Annotated in this window: 6 protein-coding genes; 1 reads left to right on the forward strand and 5 read right to left on the reverse strand. The window is 57.9% G+C overall.

Annotated elements, in window-relative coordinates; all coding sequences use genetic code 11:
- Positions 1-76: 76 nt before the first annotated feature.
- The 5 genes from JSY17_RS03930 to JSY17_RS03950 all read right to left on the reverse strand — a co-directional run bounded on the left by JSY17_RS03930 (position 77) and on the right by JSY17_RS03950 (position 17,867).
- Positions 77-2,761 (reverse strand): RHS repeat domain-containing protein, encoded by a 2,685-nt coding sequence (locus JSY17_RS03930; RefSeq protein ID WP_206400619.1) that lies wholly within the window; start codon positions 2,759-2,761, stop codon positions 77-79.
- Positions 2,762-2,848: 87 nt separating this feature from the next.
- The gene (locus JSY17_RS03935) at positions 2,849-5,704 is read right to left on the reverse strand and encodes an RHS repeat domain-containing protein (RefSeq protein ID WP_206400620.1); all 2,856 of its coding nucleotides are present in this window, start codon (positions 5,702-5,704) and stop codon (positions 2,849-2,851) included.
- Complete coding sequence (locus tag JSY17_RS03940; protein WP_206400623.1) at positions 5,701-10,029, reverse strand: SpvB/TcaC N-terminal domain-containing protein; 4,329 nt, start codon at positions 10,027-10,029, stop codon at positions 5,701-5,703. Before JSY17_RS03940 ends, JSY17_RS03935 begins: the two co-directional genes overlap by 4 nt.
- A gap of 18 nt (positions 10,030-10,047) precedes the next feature.
- Complete coding sequence (locus JSY17_RS03945) at positions 10,048-14,817, reverse strand: Tc toxin subunit A-related protein (RefSeq protein ID WP_206400625.1); 4,770 nt, start codon at positions 14,815-14,817, stop codon at positions 10,048-10,050.
- A 47-nt stretch (positions 14,818-14,864) separates the two neighbouring features.
- On the reverse strand, positions 14,865-17,867 hold the full coding sequence (locus tag JSY17_RS03950; protein ID WP_206400626.1) for a Tc toxin subunit A: 3,003 nt from the start codon (positions 17,865-17,867) through the stop codon (positions 14,865-14,867).
- A 534-nt stretch (positions 17,868-18,401) separates the two neighbouring features.
- Between JSY17_RS03950 and JSY17_RS03955 the strand changes: the two genes are divergently transcribed.
- A complete protein-coding gene (locus JSY17_RS03955) occupies positions 18,402-18,632 on the forward strand; it encodes a DUF6124 family protein (protein ID WP_117165897.1) in 231 nt (76 codons plus the stop codon).
- Positions 18,633-18,799: the final 167 nt, after the last annotated feature.

The raw sequence follows: 18,799 nt of genomic DNA on the forward strand, positions 1-18,799 counted from the left end.
AGAATGAACTCGCATCTGCCAATGGCCCGGATTTTACTGCTATCGCGGGATCGATCTGTTACGGGCAGTCGTTGGTTCATGGGTTTGCCCGGGAATGCCCGCCAGGACGACGCTTGCCGGGTGACGGTTTGGGCAGATCGATGGTTGCCGGAGAAACCGTGAATCTCGAAGACACCGGCGTCACGGAAAACCTTGAAGCAGGGGCGGGTGGCTCCACGGCTGTGACCGTGAATCTGGAAGGAGTCTTGAGAGGTTCTACCTCCTGACGCGCTGCAGCCAGTGCCTCAGGTTCGACGTGGACATAGATATCCAGATCGGAAGAGCCAGAGAATTTCGTTTCGACACGAGTGGCTATCAGTCTGAAGGTTTTCAATAACCGGTTTGTACTTTTTCCATTCTGGGTACGGGTCAGAAAGGCATTCATCAGCTCTGTCGAACCACTGGCATACTGCCTGGCTACTTCCTGTACGCCTTTGTTGATGACAAGACTGCGTTTGATCACTGAAGGAAGGGTATTCGGAAAACCTTCTGCAGTGGACACTCGGCGGAACTGCTCGGTGGCGACCTGGTCGGCGTGGACAATGGGCTCCTCTCTCACATGTTTGAAATTCTCTTTGAATGTCCATTTATGGGGGCGGAATTTGTTTTCAAAGTAATCTTCAAACGGGTAATCCCTGTGGGCGAACTTTGACGATATTCTATAGGTGCTTTCAAATTCGTGGGTGTAGGCTGTTTTCAGAAAGTCGTATTGTACGGATGACTGTTGCTGAATTTCATCGAGCCGCGCCTGAAGCCCTTCATCGATAAAATATTTCTCATCCCTGTTGGTAAATACGGTGATGGTGCCGTTGTCATCGACCGATACGACGGGATTGTTTCCGACAAAGCGGAAAAGGTTCAGCCCATCCACATCACCTGCCGGGTCCGGATTGATCCAGCGTTGCAACCACGGCGCGTAATACCTGAAGCCGTAGTAATACAACCCGCTGGCATCGCGCTCTTTGCCTGAATAACGAACGGTTTTGTACTTCGCTTCCACGGCACTGCGCGCCGCCCACCATGCAGTGCCGCCGAACGGGTAATAACTTTCCTGGCTGATCAGGCCGCCTTGCCGGTCCAGTTCCAGAGTGCTGGAGCCCAGGTGATCGGTCAGGCTGTAGCGAATCTGATCGTTGGCGATACCGTCCGGTTTGCCTGCCTGCCAATGCAGCACCCGCACCTTGTCGGCGGTGATGACGTGCAGGACCTCTCCGTCGGCGCTGGTGCGGATTTCCAGTCCCGGCAGGTAGCGCACTTCATTGGTTAACGCGCGACTGGAGGTTTGGCTGCTGCTGATCTTGCGGCAGCGCTGGCCCAGAGCGTCGTAGACATAGCGCTCGTGATCGCTGGCGGCTGTGGCGCGGGTGACAGTGATGATCTGCTGCAATTGATTGCGCAGATCCCATTCCAGTGTCTGGCCGCGTATCAGTTGCAGCAGATTGCCGTTGGCATCGAAGCCGGTTGCAAAATCCGCATCGGTTTCACCTTCGGGCAGGCTGCGATTGCTGTCCGGTGCGACGCGCATGGTGCGGGTGAAGGCTTGCGCGCCAACATGACGCATCTGCAACAGGTTGCCTGCCGCATCGTAGTCGTATTGCCGGGTGTAGTTGCTGACCTGATTCGGATCGGGTGGCAACGGTTGCAGACCCGGCAAGGCCGGGCCATGGCTGGCACCGGTATTGACCTCGCGGCCTGTGGCTTCGATCAGTTGATAGAGCGTGTCATAGCGGTAATGGCTGATCGGCTCGACTTGCTGGTTGGCAAAGAAGCGCACCGGTTGAGCCCGGTCTTCGATCTGCAGGATATTGCCGACCGGATCATAACTGTAGATGAGGTGTTGCAGTGCCGGCTGGCTTGGTAATGCGGCACTGAACTCCATCAGGCGACCGTCTTGCGGATCGAAGTGTGAGTGGCTTACGACTCCGTTCCCTGCTGTTTCCTGCTCGACCCGATCAAATGCGTTGTAACGAATCTCACTGACCAGCGTCTGTGGCTGCTCGGCACCGGCCAAGGTCAATTCGACGACTTTCAATTGTCCTGCCACGCTCTGGCTGAAATGCTGCGCATGGCCCATGGCATCGGTTTGACGCATGACCTCTCCCAGCGCATTGAACGCCGACGATGTCGTGAAAGGGACGTTTTCCAGCAGAGCATCACGCTCGGTTTCGGCCAGTGGCCAGTCCGGTGTCCCGGCAGTCGGCAGAAAGTATCTGGTCTCCCTCATCGGCGAGCCAGGAACCCCATAATCCGACAGATGCCGGGTCCCGGCGGGATCGTCATGGCGGATCAATCGATTGCATTGATTGTGCGCATGATCGTTCGGGCCACCGTAGCCGGCGCGCTCGGTGACACGCCCCTGTTCGGTGACAGTCTCCGGGCGCAGCAGCGTGTCGTATTCGATCCGGCGTTGAATGTCGCGACTGTTCCAGCTCGCCAGGGTCTGGCCCGCTTCACCCCATAATGCGAGTTGCCAACCGGCATCGACACTGTCGGTGAGCAGTACCCGGCCACTGAGGCTGTAAGTCGTGCTGAGGTTGGGATGCGTGAGACGCGGGTCACGTTTGTCGATCAGACGTCCTGCCGGGTCATGGGCCTGATGTGTCAGGCGTTCGGCGACAGGCTGATCCGGGCGGCTGCGATAGAACGCAATGTCACGTACTGCGAGGCCACGTGGGTCTGTGACGACAAGCGCAGGGGTTTGGGTGTGCAGTGAGGTATTCATTCGCAAGCGTCCCTGTCTGCGATCGAAGCGGGTTTTATATCGAGATACCGGCCTGTTGGGCTGGGTCAGGTATCCAGTCGTCCGGATTCACAGGCGTGTAATCATGAACTGTGAACCTCTTCTGCCAGCTTTTCTGGCTTCGAGAGACCATTCACGGGTATTGGAGATAAGTCCGATTACGTTCTCTGTGGCTTTTTTCAGGGTTGCAAAGGATTCCTTGTGGACGGTCGGTATACGGCTGATTTTGATTTCAGTGATTTCTGCCTTTTCGAATAGTGCTTTGAGACTGAGTAAGTTGTCTTCCAGCGCCCATTCCAGAGAGTCCAGGTTGGAGTCCAGGTGCTGCCATTTTTCAAGTGGTATGTCTTCGTCACTTTTATAGATTTCGTAACCCAGTTCTGCGACTTGCGGAGCGCTTTTCAGGGGCTTGCCGACCAGCGGGATAAGTCCCAGTACCGATGAAACAGCAGTCTGCATGGCTTTTTTACGTACTTGCGGATCACGGATATTGGTCTTCTCGCGAATTTTGAACAGGGCCTTTTCATACAGTGAGTTGGCCGTTACCGACGCTTCATGAAGTATTTTATAAGGGTTCAGAGCACTGACCTTCAGATTGACCGCCGTCGTCAATTCAAGTTTTTCCGCTGCGGTTTCTGCGGCATAACCTGCTGCCTGGCTACCGGCTATACCGCCCGCAATCCCTCCTACTACGACCCCAAGGGGACCACACGTGACGGCTCCGACGGCGGCACCTACCGCAGCGCCGCCGCCTATGGAGCCTCCTAGTTGGGCAGCCGCTCCTCCAAGCAAGGAACTGCTGCGTTTTGCAGCGGACCGCTTGCGCTCGCCGGGGTCCAGATAGTTGTATATCTGTAACCGGGCGGCTGTGACCCGTTCTTCGGTAATGTCCAATGCGAGTGTATGAATCAGGATGTTGTGGAGAAGAAGGTTCTTTGCCTCTTTCAGGTCTTTTCTTTGAGTGGCCGACGATTCCATTCTTCCGTCGGCATCGACCAGGCCGATGGGGTTGTTGCTCACCATCAGATACAAATTCAATCCGTCAATATCTCCCGACGGATCGGGATTGATCCAGCGTTGTAGCCACGGTGCGTAATAACGGAAACCGTAGTAATACAACCCGCTGGCATCGCGTTCCTTGCCTGAATATCGAATTGTCTTGTATTTCGCTTCCAGCGCACTACGTGCAGCCCACCATGACGTGCCGCCGAACGGGTAATAACTTTCCTGGCTGATCAGGCCGCCTTGCTGGTCCAGTTCCAGAGTGCTGGAGCCCAGGTGATCGGTCAGGCTGTAGCGAATCTGATCGTTGGCGATGCCGTCCGGCTTGCCTGCCTGCCAGTGCAGCACCTGCGCCTTGTCGGCGGTGATGACGTGCAGGATTTCACCGTCGGCGCTGGTACGGATCTCCAGCCCCGGCAGGTAACGGACTTCGTTGAGCAGGGTACGGCTGGCGGTCTGGGTGCTGCTGATCTTGCGGCAGCGCTGGCCCAGAGCGTCGTAGATATAGCGCTCTTGATCGTTGGCGGCTGTGGCGCGGGTGACGGTGATGATCTGCTGCAATTGATTGCGCAGATCCCATTCCAGTGTCTGGCCGCGTATCAGTTGCAGCAGGTTGCCGTTGGCATCGAAGCCGGTTGCAAAATCCGCATCGGTTTCACCCTCGGGCAGGCTGCGATTGCTGTCCGGTGCGACGCGCATGGTGCGAGTGAAGGCTTGCGCGCCGACATGACGCATCTGCAACAGGTTGCCTGCCGCATCGTAGTCGTATTGCCGGGTGTAGTTGCTGACCTGATTGGGATCGGGGGGCAACGGTTGCAGACCCGGCAAGGCCGGACCATGGCTGGCACCGGTACTGACCTCGCGGCCTGTGGCTTCGATCAGTTGATACAGGGTGTCATAGCGATAATGGCTGATCGGCTCGACCTGCTGGTTGGCGAAGAAGCGCACCGGTTGAGCCCGGTCTTCGATCTGCAGGATATTACCGACCGGATCATAGCTGTAATGCAGAGATTGCAGAGGATCCGCGGTCACGCTTTGCAGTAAACCGCTGGACGCTTCATAAACGCTCCGGGTGACCACGCCGTTGCCAGCGGTCTGCTCTTGAGCCTGGCCGAATGCGTTGTAGCTGATCCTGTCCATAAGCGGGGTTTCGTTCTGTGCATTCAGGCGCAGATAGACGCCGCTCAGCTCTCCCGCGACCGAATAGGCAAAACGTTGGGCATTGCCCCTGGCATCGGTCTGAAGTATTGGTTCTCCTGTCGCGTTGTACTGCCATTGAGTGGTGAAGGCTTCGCTTTCCACAAGGTCGAGATAGTCCGTGGCTTCCGTCCAGTCAGGCAGTTCCGGGGTTTTCAGGAATTGCCGGGATAGCGTGAGCACCTGGCCGAGCACTCCGTAATCGGCAAAGTGTAATGTGCCGGCCGTGTCATCCAGGCGGATCAGTTGGCCGCACTGGTTATGTTCTGCCGAGGCGTCGCTGTTATCGGCGTAGACCAGGCGTGTGATGGTCCGGCTGTTGTGCCGGTCATCGATTTCCACTGTCGCCACAGGCCTGAGGTATTGGTCGTAACGGGTTTGCCAGGCGCTGCCTCGCGCGTCCCAGCTCTGAATGACGTTGCCGGCTTCGGCCAGCAGGGCAAGATCCTCCCCGGCGTCGACGCTCTTGCTCGAGAGCGGGATGCCGGCCAGGTTGTAATGATGTCTGCGATTGGCTGGCGATGCAGCATCCTGTTCTGCAAGTGCCCACAGACGCGGATCCCACAGCGCAGTCAGACGCCCGGCGGAGTCGTAGGCCATGCGCTTTATCAGGGCTTGCGGTTCTTCCTCGCTCTGCACCCTGCGCCAGGCGATTTCGCGCAGGGTCAGCCCCCGTCCATCCAGGGTGCGGACAAGAGGGGTATGTGCATGAAGTGAATGGCTCATTCCTGTTCACCTGCTGCTTTCAGGGCCAGCATTTCTTCGGCCGTATCGTTCTCATCCTCGCTGATGGTGTACCAGGTCCTGTACGTCTGGCGCCGCATCCAGCCCTTGGCGGTGAGGGTAATGGTCGGGCGTCCCAGTGCGTCGTAGAACTGGCGGTCGTAATGGCCGTGTTCACGCAGGCGTTCGTCCTTGATGTACACATGGCTGTTGGCGAAGTAGGGGCGATAGATTCGCACCGCCAATCCCTTGTTGTTGTATTCCACGCGCTCGCTGACTCTCCAGCGCGGTGAGGCGTGGACGATCTTCGGCTTGCCGTTTTCCAGCTCCAGATAACCGTTTGCATCGACTGCATAGGCGTCACCGTCTTCGACCAGTTGACGGGTCTGCAAGGTGCGTCCGAAGCCATCCAGCGAAACCAGACTGATGCGGATCTGTTTTTCCGGATCGCCCGGGTAACGGTCAGCCTGCAGGGTTGCACAGGCAAAGGGAATGGTCCCCGGGTCCATGATGAGATTGCCGTCGTAGTAGTAAACGCTGGCCGAATTTGCCAGCGCATTCGCCGGGGCATTGACGGCTGCATTACTGCCACCCCAGAAACGCTTGTCGGGGTTCAGCGGATCAAAGCCGACTGGCTGGCCAAGTTCGGTGCCGTAGAAGCTGGTGGCCCATAAGCGACCGAATCCATCGTAGTCCGCCTCCTGGGTGTTGCGATTGGGGTCGACGATTCGGAACACTTGCAGCGCCCGGTAGTTGTAGCTCGCCGTGGTGCTGCAACCCACCGGGTCGGTCACCTTGGCCACAAACAGGTAGTAAGGGTCGTATTCGACGCTGCTCCAGCCGTGGCTGCGTGTCGGCCTGAAGGTCATGATGCGATAGAAGCCTTCAGGCCCCGCATAGGTGGCGAATCCCCGCTTGACCGACCACAGGTTCAAACCGTCATCCGGCAGAAACGACGGCATCTGCTGATAACCCACCTCTATCAGCCGGGCGGTCAGCTGCGCGGAATCCATGACCCGATCGTAGGCGCTGAGGGCATGATCATCGAGCTCTGCGCTTTCGGTTGCATCGGTCAGTGCCTGAAAGGTCGCTTCTCCGTCGCTGCAACCGATGTAGCGCTGGACCGAAAGAGCGGTGAGTGTGCGCGGCAGGCTGGCGAATGTTCCCTGCGGATCGATGAACCGTTCATGGCTGATCTGTGAGGGTGACAGGGCGCTGGCGGGAACGACCATGGCATTGCTGCGTCCCCTGTACGGCAAGCCCAGTCGCCAGCTCTGTGGGTCGTCCAGATGGATGGACTCGCTGCGCATCTCGTTGAGATAGAAGTACTGCTGCGCTTCGTCGTGGGAGGCCTGCCACCATTGCTGCTGATAGGGATCCTCGAACGGCGGCGTATCGCCCGGTTTCTTGCGGCGGGCATAGTTCACGACCACGCTGTGGGTCAGAGTGCCATAAAGGTCCCAGGCCAGATTCAGGCTGTGCTGACACATGGGGTCATCGAGCTGTTCGGCTTCGTATTGCCAGGTGATGGATTCCAGCTCCAGCGGCAGCATCAGCGCATAAGGCTGATGCGCGTTGAGCGGTTGAAGCTGGCGCACCAGATAACGATACGCCTGCACGGAATACAGCACGTCCGGTTGCTGATTTTCGTCGAGACCAAAGATCTCCGTGCGCAGTGGCGAGCCGCTGAGTGCGCGTGCCATTTCCTGGCGCGTGGCTTCGTCGGGATCGGTGATCAAGTGGTCGGTGTGCGTATCCGGGTCGTAACCGGACAGCAAGTGTTCGCCCAGCGGTATGGCCTGAGGGTCGCTGGTGTCGTAGTCGTCGCCCGTGGGGATTGCCGTGCGTCCGTTGTGAAACCAGGTCTTGTTCAAGACCCCGGCGGTAAAGCCTTCCTGCTGCTGCGGCGGTTTTTCCGTGTCGGTCTGCAAGACCAGACCGAAGCCACGAAACTCTCGTTCCTGCGGGTCATAAAAACCTTGGCGATAGTTGAAAAGCTGGGTCAGGGTCGTTCCGGTCACGATGTCTTTGCGGGTCTGCCGGACGACCACATGAAGCGGAAACGGCATGAACGAGACGGGAGTTTTTCCGGCATCCTGCAAGGCTTTTTTCTCATCCAGCCATTCCTGTGCCGAGCTGCGGTAAGTCACTTCGCCCGTTGCGCCCATGTGGTTATCCGTGGCGTTGAGCAGGTAAGGCTTGTGCAGCAGGCCTGCCCGGTTGGCGGCATAATGCAGGGTCCAGTGGCGGGGCTCCATGTGTGGTGCTGTCAGCACCAGACTCGAAAAGCCCAGCCCTTGCAGGTCGACGGCGCTGACCTGGCAGAAACGGTCATACAACATGCCTTCGGGCCAGGCTTGCTCGAAGGGCTCTGCGAAGGCATTGCCACCTTCGTTCATGAAAATCCGGATGCCTTCGGGTTCAAGGTAGAGCAGGTCGCTGGCTCCCGAGCCATCCAGATCGGCGAGCCGGATCCGTTGCGCATCGAAGGTGTCGTAGTCGAACGGCAGGCTGGCGAACAACTTGCCCGTGCCGAAGCGTCCGCCTCCCATGTTTGGCCAGAAGCGGGCTTCGTTGTGTCTAATACGGATCAGGTGCTGCTGGCCTGTGCCGAGCAGATCATTGAACACCACCAGCTCGTTGGGGCTGTCGCTGAATACGGGCAAGCGGTCATCGTCGTGGGGAACGTCCATGGGCACGGAGAACCCTATGGTTCGACGATTGGCATACAGGCGAGCACTGTGCGGGCCGATCAGGGCCAGGTCGGAAAGGCCGTCACCGGTCAGGTCGGCCAGTTGCCCCCTGGGGTGTTGGAACTCGACCGGGAAACTCTGGAAGGGGGTGAAGCCGGACCAGCTACGGTCGGGGTTGATAGTGAGGAAGCCCGCCATGCCGGGCTGGGCGATAAGCCAGTTCAGGCGTCCGTCACCGGTCAGGTCCAGCAGTGTCTGGTTCACCGGTTTGCTGGAGTCGGTCGCCGGAATCTCCGGCAACTCCCGCGCAGGGGCATAGGTCACGGTATCCGGCTCCCCCGATTCGGCATGTACCGGTTCCCGATAGAACCAGCTCTTGTCGCTCTGATAAAGCACGCCCGGCAGCCCGTCGCCATACAGATCGATCATTTGATAGTTCTGGCCGTCGTTGAGACCGGGCATGGGGTCCAGTGGCGTGTAAATGTCGTTCTCGGTGTTGAACTGGCTGTAGCTGAACTGCATGGCCGGCTGCTGCTGAAGCTGCCTGGACGTCGTTCCATCCCAGGCCTGGGCATGCGCGGCGCTCAGCAGGTTGTACTTGAGACTGGTCTGTTGGTACTCCAGCAGCAGGCGCTGGACCAGCAAGGGGGATTCTTCGAGCTCGTCCGGAAAGTGATGAAACATCAGGACCTGCTGGCACAAGCGCAGATTGCCCAGCTCGAAGCCATAGGCAAAGCTGGAATGCGGGTCGCTGCGCACCGGCCATGCAACCTGTTCGGCATAAGTGGGTTTTTCCTTCGGATCGGTGCTGCGTTCGCCATAGTCGAAAAGCAGGTCGAAGTGCCATTGCAGGTTTTCCAGTGAGTCTTCGTCCCACAGATACAGCACGGGATGTGCCTGGGCGTTGCCATAGCGAACCCGCCACAGATAGCACTGGGCAATGAAGTCCCGAGGATGATCTTCGGGAAGGCCGACTTCGTCCTCGGCCTTGTATTCGTACAGGATGTGTTCGCCCAGAGGGTTCATGCTTTCTTCCAGCAACCATTCGGCGACACGGTTGGAGTCTGCAGGGTCGGTGCTGCGCGAACTCGCTTTCTTGCCGTAGAAGTACAGGTTGCCGTCGGCGTCGTGAATCAACCAGAAGCCCGGATCGACCGTATCGATGCGCCAGTGCTCGATCCGCTCGAATGCACCTTCGAGCCTGGCAAAATAGCGAACCACTTGATAGGTCACGCCCAGGTCATGGCCGTTGTAGCTGCTGACACGGGTGAAGCGGATGGTGCCGTCGGCATCGCGTTCGGGCAGCCAGACTTCGCCGTTGGGACCGAGGATCACATCCTCATCGGTATAGGTCGGCACGCCTTTGCTGGCACGTCGTGCCACGCAGCCGATATTCAGGTTCCAGCCCAGGCCGAACAGGCCATTACCGATGCTGCTCTGGTAGTTGAGCGACAACGCCGGCTCATAGCCTCGGCCAGGGCTGACGGGCAGGGGGATCTCCAGGGAAGCGGTGCCGTTGCTGCCAACGGCACCCCAGCCTTTGCCGATACTTTGAATGGCCCCGCCGCCCTTGGGCAGCGACGGGGTAATGACAGCGGGTTGAGATGTCTGTAGTGAAGATTCTTGGGCATCCATGGCTCTGGCTCTCCCTCGCTAGCTGCTTTTTGCGGTGTAGCGCACGTGTACGATGATGTCGGTGATCGAAGCGATCATCTCTTCTTGCCCGGCACTGAAGGTCAGGGCCCAGCGGGAAATCGCACCGGTGCCTTCAAAGGGCAGGTAACGCTCGTCATCGAAGTTGAAAACGAACAGGCCGTCGTCATCGATACCGGTCGACACTGCGATCTGCTGGCTGGCGCGCATGTTTTCCTTGAGCGGGCCGTCGGGGCTGCTCATCTGTACGGCATTCCAGCTCTGTGTCAGGGTGGCGCGAATATCCTGATAAGGACCGACCGTCACCGGCAACGAAACGCTGATGCGTTTGATGCGGCGCAGGAAGTGGCCGGGGTAGTCGGCATCGAGCATGGCGCGGGTTATTTCGAATTCGACGATGCCTTCTTCTGCCAGACGGGTGACCACGGCGTCCCACCCCATATTGAGGCTGGGATCGTCCTCGGTCGAAACGGGCAACTGTTTCACCGACACCGTCTTGACGATTTCCAGCTTGCGATCATGACGGGCCAGATACGCGGCATCCATGCGCAACAGGTTCAGCTTGAGCGACTCGCCAGCGGTCAGGCCGCGCCAGGTATCTTTCCAGGCCGCGGGCTGGATGAAGCTTGTCGAATAATCGGCAATCTCGTATTGCCAACAGGCCTGTGCGGCCAGGCACAGCGAAAAGGTCGCGTCGTAAGCCTGGTAGTAAAAGGTCGAGAACTGGCCGTTGAGCCACTGGTAAAGCTGGCTGTTGGTAAAGCGCTTGTTGAGGAAGGCATGGACGACTTCTGCCTGTTTCCTGGCTTCCTCGGCCTGACGCAATTGCAGCGCCGTGACACGGGTCTGGGCATCGTGGACGGCCAGTTGCGCGGCGATCTGATCGACTTCGAGTTTGGCCTGGTCGCGAGCATTTTCCCATTCCTGCAGGCGGCGGCGGAATATTTCCGAGCGTTCCAGAGCGTCGCCAATGGCATCGTTCAGGGTGGCGACGGCATGTGCGCCGATGGCGACCATTTCGGGAACACCCTCAAGACGGAAGCCTCCCATGGCTCCTCCTGATGCGACGCCAGCAGCCATTCCTCCGATTGCACCGGCATGAAATCCAGCATGATTGGGACTGGGTTTGAGTGCAGCCGAAACGGCTGTCGCGGTGGCAGCAACACCGCTTGCAACCCTGGCGCTCAGATGCGATGCAGCGGCGATGATTTCTGCGGGGCTGACATTCTCCGCTGCCAACCCTGCATAGAAAACGGCTCTGGCAGCGGAAATATCTCGACTGGCCTGCAACGCCTTGCGTGCTTCCACTTCGACTTTCTGAGCTTCCCGCTGCAGGTCGATGGCGTATTGCGCGAACTCCCACACCTGCTGCTGTTGCAGTTCCGCCAGTTGCCCCTGTTCCTTGCGTTCGATGATCGACAGCAAGGTTGAGCCAAACTGGATCAGGTTATCCACCGCAGCACTGGCCCGGTTGAACATCACGGCATAACGGTAATGAGGTGTTTCCTGTGCCAGAAGACTGCCCGAGCCACCTTCGGTGGCACCATTGGCATAGGCGGCCAGCAGGGCGCGTGGGTCCAATGGTGCGGCGAACAGCGGCAGTGACAGGGGTTTGCCATCCAGTGTCAGGTTATGCCGCAGGTTATGCAGCCGCGATTCGAGCATGTCCCAGTAGCGGGTCAGTTCCGCATTCATGGGCACGATAAAGTGATCGGTGTCTTCTGCGCTCAGGGTCGGGTCGCTGCCGAAGGTGCTCAGACGCAGCAACGGCAGTTGACCGCCTTCATGGCGAGCCTGTCTTTCCTGCTCGATAAGCCGGTTTTCAAATTCCCTCAGCCCCGGATTGCTCGAGGCCGCCAGGACCGACAACTTGATCGGTGTCCAGCGGCTGGTGAGCACTGTATCGGGACGTGGCCCCAGAAGGTCAAGGGTACGCACATACCAGAGCTTGGCCTCGCCCAGGCTGTCGGGTGTCAGTTGCCGATAGGCCATGTCCCCGCGATCGATGAGGTTCTTGATGTAGTGGAAGTACACGGCTTTCTGATACCTGACCGGATCGCTGGCGGCGATGCCGTCCGGATCGATGGGCGCACGCATAAAGTAATCCGGGTCAGGCAGTTCGGTGAGTGGCCGCACGTTCCAGTAGGCCGGAGCGTCGTTTCTGGCCTTGCGCCCCGGGTCGAAAATGAAGGCCAGCCAGAACTCGGCATCCTGAAAGCGCTGCTCCAGGTTCAGGCGATGGGAAATCATGAACGGCAGATGCAGGAACAACTCCCAGAAATACAGGCCGTTGGCCCCTTTGAAATCCATCTTGGTCGATGTGGTTTCAGTGCCGATTGGAGGCTCCTGAAGTTGCTGGGTTTCCCAGGAGAGCAAGGCTTCCAGAGCAATATTGGCCTTGTTGATCAGCTCACGGGCGAACAGGGTGTTCATGCGGATCGGATCGCGCTTGTCAGTGGTCGAGCTGTCGCTGAACTGGATACTGGAGGTAGAGAAGTCGATGTATTCGGCGATGCCCAGAAACGGGTCGGTACGTTTGCTGATTTTTGGCGCTATCGGGTCGGTGCCGGCTTCGGATTCCCAGGTGAGTTCCAGTTTTGTGGATCTGATGGCGCTGGCAATCCAGCCTCCATCCTTGGCATTTATGCCGACACCATGGGTGATGTAGAACGCATTGGAGCCTTCGATGTAAGTCGCGGGCAGCTTGGGGCGTAACGTCGACTTGTCGAACGATATGGTTGCCGAGTAGGGGCTGGGCGCCAGGATCTGGTCCGCGTGACTGGCATTGTTGAGATGCAGTTGCGCCTCATACGGCTTGTTCATGTCTGCCGGGTGACTGAAGTACTGGGCCAGCGTTATCGACTTCTCAGGGATGGAAAACTCTATTGCCGGAGTAGCTGGTACAGCAATAAGGTAGTCCAGCAATATTATTCCCGTCTTGACATCGCTGACACTATAAGGTGTTTCGCCATTTACCAGACGGATCAGGTAATTCTTGACGAAGCCCCCATTGCAATCGATTACGTTGGTGCTACCAAATAGAATAAAGGGAGAATACGTAGCGTTGACTATGAAGTTTTCAAGTCCCGAAGGCTCTTTGTTTGCATAGTTGGTATACATGAAGAACTGCAAAGCCAGAAGGTTGAAATCATCTGGGGTCGGCAGAGTTATGGTCGAACCTTCCAGCAGTCTGTTATAGAGGCCGACCTGATTACCGACTACCAGATGCAGAGCGATGCTGCCCTCTGCGCCCTGGAAAACAATGTCGATGGTCAGCGGCGGTGGCGCATTTTCATCCTCATCCGGAATGATGCTTTTATTGATATCCGTGGTGATCTGGAAGGTTGAGTTGGCGTGATCTATGGTGGGCAGCCTGTTGGCCGGGTCTTCCAGAGCGCGAACTCTGGATTGCCACCCTCTGTAATCCCAATCCTCGGTGCCCGTCTCGGGTGACGATGTGGTAATGGTCTTGAAGCCGACCCGCATGTTCCAGGTAAATTGAAAGTTGGCCTTGTTCTTGAGGGCAAATACCCAGCAGGTTTTTCTGATACGTAACTCGTTGGGTTCGGCGGTGGCCGGATCGTAGTCTTTATCGACCAGACCTTTGGAGGGAAAGGCGCGGGTCGTGTTGAAGTTCTTGTCCACAAACGCGGTATGCAGGAAGGCATAGTCGGATGTTCCTCCATCCGTATCGCCTGCGCTCAGTATTTCCCCGGCATACATGGCAATGAACAGCGATTCCGGCGAGGCGGATATATCGAAAGTTGCAATGCTATTGAGGTCTCTTTTCAGGTCGATGGTCTTGTCGGCTCTGGTGAGTACACTGGCACTCACCACGCTCATATAAGGCTGAGGAGCACTCCAGGAGTCGTCGTATTTCTTGTACGACATGTTGAACACCAGTTGTACCTGGTCGGTTGTGGTCACCGTGGGAGCTTCGGCAGAACCGGAGATCTTCGCTTCGCCTGCAACATCGATGATGTCGACCCAGGTCACGAATAGCCGGTTGTTGAAGAATACCGGCCGCAGGGTGCGTTCCAGGGTGGTGGCGTTGACGCCGATGTCCGCGCGTTTCCAGTCCGACCAGGCACCCGGTGTCGGGTGATCATGTCTGGGACCATCGGTGCCTTCCAGATAGGCCCGTTCGTTCATGTCGACCATGCGCCAGTAATAGATGTTTTCGGCGCGGGATTTGCCGATGAAGTAATACTTGCCTTCGGCGAACCGGGTGCTGTCGATGTAACCATTGATGATGGTGAGATTGGCCACTTCCTCGAAGCTGGCCAGATAAGACTTCACGGCTTCCTGAGTGGTATCGATACTGATCTTGTTCTGGTTGATGTCGTTTTCCAGTTGCGTGAAGTAACCGGACTTCTTGAGGCGCAGCGCCGGCGAGATGAAAACTTCCGGGTACAGGGCCAGTTGCATGTTGGCGGCCCAGATCGGGTATTGGCTGCTGCGGTCGCGCCATTCGACGAAGTGTGCCTGAGTGGGGTCCAGCCGTTCGTATCCCGGCTCCATACCCAGCAAGGCACCGTTGATGTACTGCTGAAGGCTGGCAATCGCCGAGGCTACAGGGCTGGTTTCCACCTCATTGCAGACCTGATTGTCGAGCAGGAAGAACTCATAGAGATCGTTGGCGGTTTTCAGGCGCTGGTCCAGGCCCAGCTGGATCAGCAAGGCTGAATTGGGAACGACCTCCCCCAGGTAGTACTCCACCAGCGCGTCCCGAAAGGACTCATTGAGCTGGCTTTCAACGGAAAGGGACATGTGTGTTGCCTCCATGGCAATCGATGATAAGAGGGCTGAGGCGCGGGTTAACGATTCGTGCCCATGACGGCATCTCCCACCTGTTTCCATTGGTCGATGGTGCTGGCGCTGGTCAATTCCGTTGCGTCCAGCAGTTGATCGGCACTGAGGCCCGTCGAGTTGCAGGTATCCTGCATGCGTTTTATCCAGTCCACCTGGTGCATGGACTTGGCGATGCTTCCCAACTGCGTGCGCGCTCTGGCCAGTTCGGTTGTGCTCCAGCCTGTCAGCACTGCCAGTTGCGCATCGCATTGATCCGGTGTGCCGCCGTTGTTGGCCAGTAAGAAATAAGCCAGCAAGGTCGCTTCCGGCTGTTCGCAGTTGTCACGCAAGTGCCGGTAACGATCCAGAACATAGAGGCTGGTCAGCGAAAGCGGCAGCGGGGCGGCCAGGCTGGCATGCAGCCATGCGGGATTGACCAGAAAGGTGCGCAACGCCTGGGCGCTGAGGCCCAGTTGCTGATTGACCTCGGCATAGCGATGCAGGGTCATCAACGTGTCGATCAGTTCCTGGCTGCCGTCAATCAGCGGCAGGCTGAGGCTGGCACCTGTCGCGGTGTCGATGGCTTGTCCCAGGAAGACGTCGGCGCTGGTGCCGGCCCAGCGCATGATTGTTTCGCAGCGATCCAGCGGCACCCCGGCGCTGGACTGCAGCAGACCTTCCATCAAGCGGTGCTGAATGACGTAGCCTTTGAACAGAAATTCGCCGAGCCGGGTCCTGGCCATCTCTTTGCTGGGCGCATCGAGAGCGACCGGCTCTAGCTGTACGGCGAGCAGTGCGTCCATGTCGTCTGCAACGTTGCCCTCCAGGGTCAAGGGCAGCGCCTTGACCAGACCATGGGCTTCGATGAGCGGGGCGAGCACGCTTCCCCACCAGTCGATGGCGACGTCATTGTCATCCTTGGCTGGCAGGTTCAATGCGCTGAGCTGTTGCCCGGTCAGTACGGTTTCGCGCGCTTCCTTGCCCAGTTGCTCCAGTTGGTCGAGCAACGATTGAGAAACCGAGGGTTCGACGGTATCGACCGCCAGTTGGCGGCGCAGCGTCCATACATCACGACCGGTTTCGTTGAGCCAGTCTACGGCCCAGTCCAGTTGCATGAGAATGTCCAGGACATCGGGGGCAGAGGCCTGGTCCGCTGTTTCGCCGACAGCATTTCTGATCGTCCCTTTCACGACCAGACTGCGATAGGACTCACCCCCCAACAGATCGACCAGCGCACGGCTGGCCGGTGCTGTCAGGCCGAACATCGAAGCGATGCGGGTCTGACGATACATGGAGGATATCATCGACAGGGTGCGTCTGAAGGCCTGGTCTGCGCCGGCATAGGCATTTCGGGTATCGATAAGAATCGGCCACAGGCTTTCCCGAGTATGTTCCAGACCTAATGCGGCACAGATCTGTGTGAGGGTCTTGTTGCTAGGGCTGTCTCCGCTGGTCAGCCAGACCTGCCTCCCGTCCAGGACCAGCGGCGTGTCGAACAGCACCGGGTTGTTGAAGACCCGGTCGAACATCGATAAGTGCCCTTGGCTGGTATAGGCGCTCAACTGATGAAAGAAACCGGCAAACTCTTGCGGCTCAATCGAATAGCGTCGGTTCAGGTAGCGATAGACGCCCAGCGCGCGCAGGGTGTTCTCGGTCAGCGCGTTACCGGGATTGGCCGCCCCCTCGGAACGGATGATCGCCATGAGCAGAGTGTCGAGCTGTGCGAACGGGATATTCAGCCAGCGTTGCAGACGAATCATGCGCTGCATGCGGTCGAAACGATCCAGGCTGGTATTGAGCAACTGACGTTTCTGTTGCGCATCCAGGCCCAGCTCCATGGCGGCAGTGTCTGTCGGGCCATTGACGTAGCTGGCACCGTATTTGGCCGAATGGGCCGCGGCAATGTCGCTATCGGTCGGCTGTGCGGTTTGCGGAGTGCTGGCGGCACCTGCTGCCTGAACATTGGGTGAGGGGTGAGGAGAGTGGTCTCCTGTCGCCAGCAGCGCCTCTACGGCATTACCTGACAGACCGGTTTTTTCATTGAATATCTTGAGCGAGTTCAGCGGATTGCCCGCTCCGCTGACGTACAGGGTGCCGTATTTGTTCTTGAAGAACTGCGTGATCAGGGATTCGTCCGCTTCCGGCAAGGCCGGAGCCAGTACAAGCGCCTGCTGCTCCGGCCCCGTGCCGCTCATCATTATCTGTGCCCAGGCACTGCCCGATTGCACCGCACCATAAGCATTGCTGCCCGGCGAGGTGGCGGGGACCTGAAAGCTGATGCGGTAGCTCAACTCTCCGAGGATCGGCTTCTTGCCCGCGAGCCCCAGGCTGATCTGTCGATGATGAAAATTGTAGGGAAACTGGAAAGGGTGCTGCTTCTCGGCGACCAGTTGATAAATGCTCTTGCCCTTGAGCCCCTCGACCGTGTTTGTGTAGGCACCAATGGCCTTTTCCAATACCGTGTTGACGATTTCAAGAGTGGGGATCGAGGTGTAGGTCGTCTGATTATCGATCAACAGGTCTTTCAGGTCAGGGCGACGGGTATTCAGGTGAATACGGTCGGGTTCGGCGCTACTGCCTTCCAGCTCTTCCATTGCGAAGCGGTAGAGAGCGGTGAGGTAGGCGGCGGGAGAGTCCCTGGCTTCAATGGCTCCCACTTTGCAAAACAGATCCCAGTTCTCTTTGAACAGGTTGGGAAAGCTGGGGCCGATATCCACCAGCGAACGCACACCCGTGCGCTGGGTCAGGGTCTGAGTGCGCCCGGAGGACACCAGTTGGTTGCGGTACAGGCGCACGATCTGGGTGGCGTAACAGCGGGCATTCTCGTAGGCCAGATCACCGTTGGCATCACTGTACTGAAGCAGTTCGCGCACGAAAGCCGGTTTGGCGCGGCGCACGATATCGAATACCGAACTGATCCCCATTTTTTCCATGGCACTGACAAAAGCCACTTTGTCATCCGTGCGTTCAGAGGAGGAGGTTTCTGCCTTGGCGAGATTTTGTAACAAGGAAAAGGGTTGGTCAGACATGTCAGTGCTCCATGCAGGATGACTGACAGCTTTTTTCAATCCGGGGCTTCTGTCATCTGACAGAAATGACAGTGAGCCGCAGAGGATTTTGATTTTTTCAGATAAAACAGTGGTTTATGAAAGGGGGCGTAAACGGTTCGATTAGCGATAAATGAAAGCGTTTTTATGGCGACAGGACCTTCAAGCGCTCTTCGATCTTTCGGTTATTGGCTCGAAATGGCGGGATGCCTCTCTTTCCCTTGAGGGAAATTTCCGAGAAAATCCCGAGCCCTTGCGCCACGTCATTGGGCTCTCTAGGCTGCACCGGTCGCTGCAAAATCAGCGATCAGGTTTGGTAGACCTGAGCAGCCCGGCGCAATGCGCCACCTTCTACGGGGCGCGTTTTTACGGCTTGCGTTTATGGTGGCCGTGCGCTCGGCGTCTTTGGACGCACCGGTGTGCCAGGCTGCCGGTCTACCAACTTGCGTACGGCCGCCACCCTAATCGTTGGTAGCGATATGTGGCGGCTCCTTCAACAAGCCTGGAGTTACGCAAATGCTCGATAAAGTCATACCCGACCCACCCACCGCACTGTTCATCGTCAACGAAGCCGTGAACCAGGAAGAAGCGCTCAACTACGCCTCCGACCTGCTGCGTTGCATCATCACCACGGCCTACGAATCCGGCGATAGCGCCCAGGGCCGAGGCCGTGATCTGGCCTTCTCGGTGCTGCATCTGGCGGAAATGGCCAAGGCCATGGTCGACCGCTCCATCGCCTGCCTGTAACCCGTAAGCGAATTTATTCGCGAAGTCTGCATTCCTGTCGCCACATATCTTGCGGATGTACCGGCCTCTTCGCGGATAAATCCGCTTCTACCGGATTTTGACGTATGGCCCAAACCGGCCATGCAGCCCTGGACTAGACTCATTGCAGAGTGCAAACAGGGACGCTT

Origin of the sequence: Pseudomonas capsici (assembly GCF_017165765.1) — a bacterium.
Taxonomy (GTDB): domain Bacteria; phylum Pseudomonadota; class Gammaproteobacteria; order Pseudomonadales; family Pseudomonadaceae; genus Aquipseudomonas; species Aquipseudomonas capsici.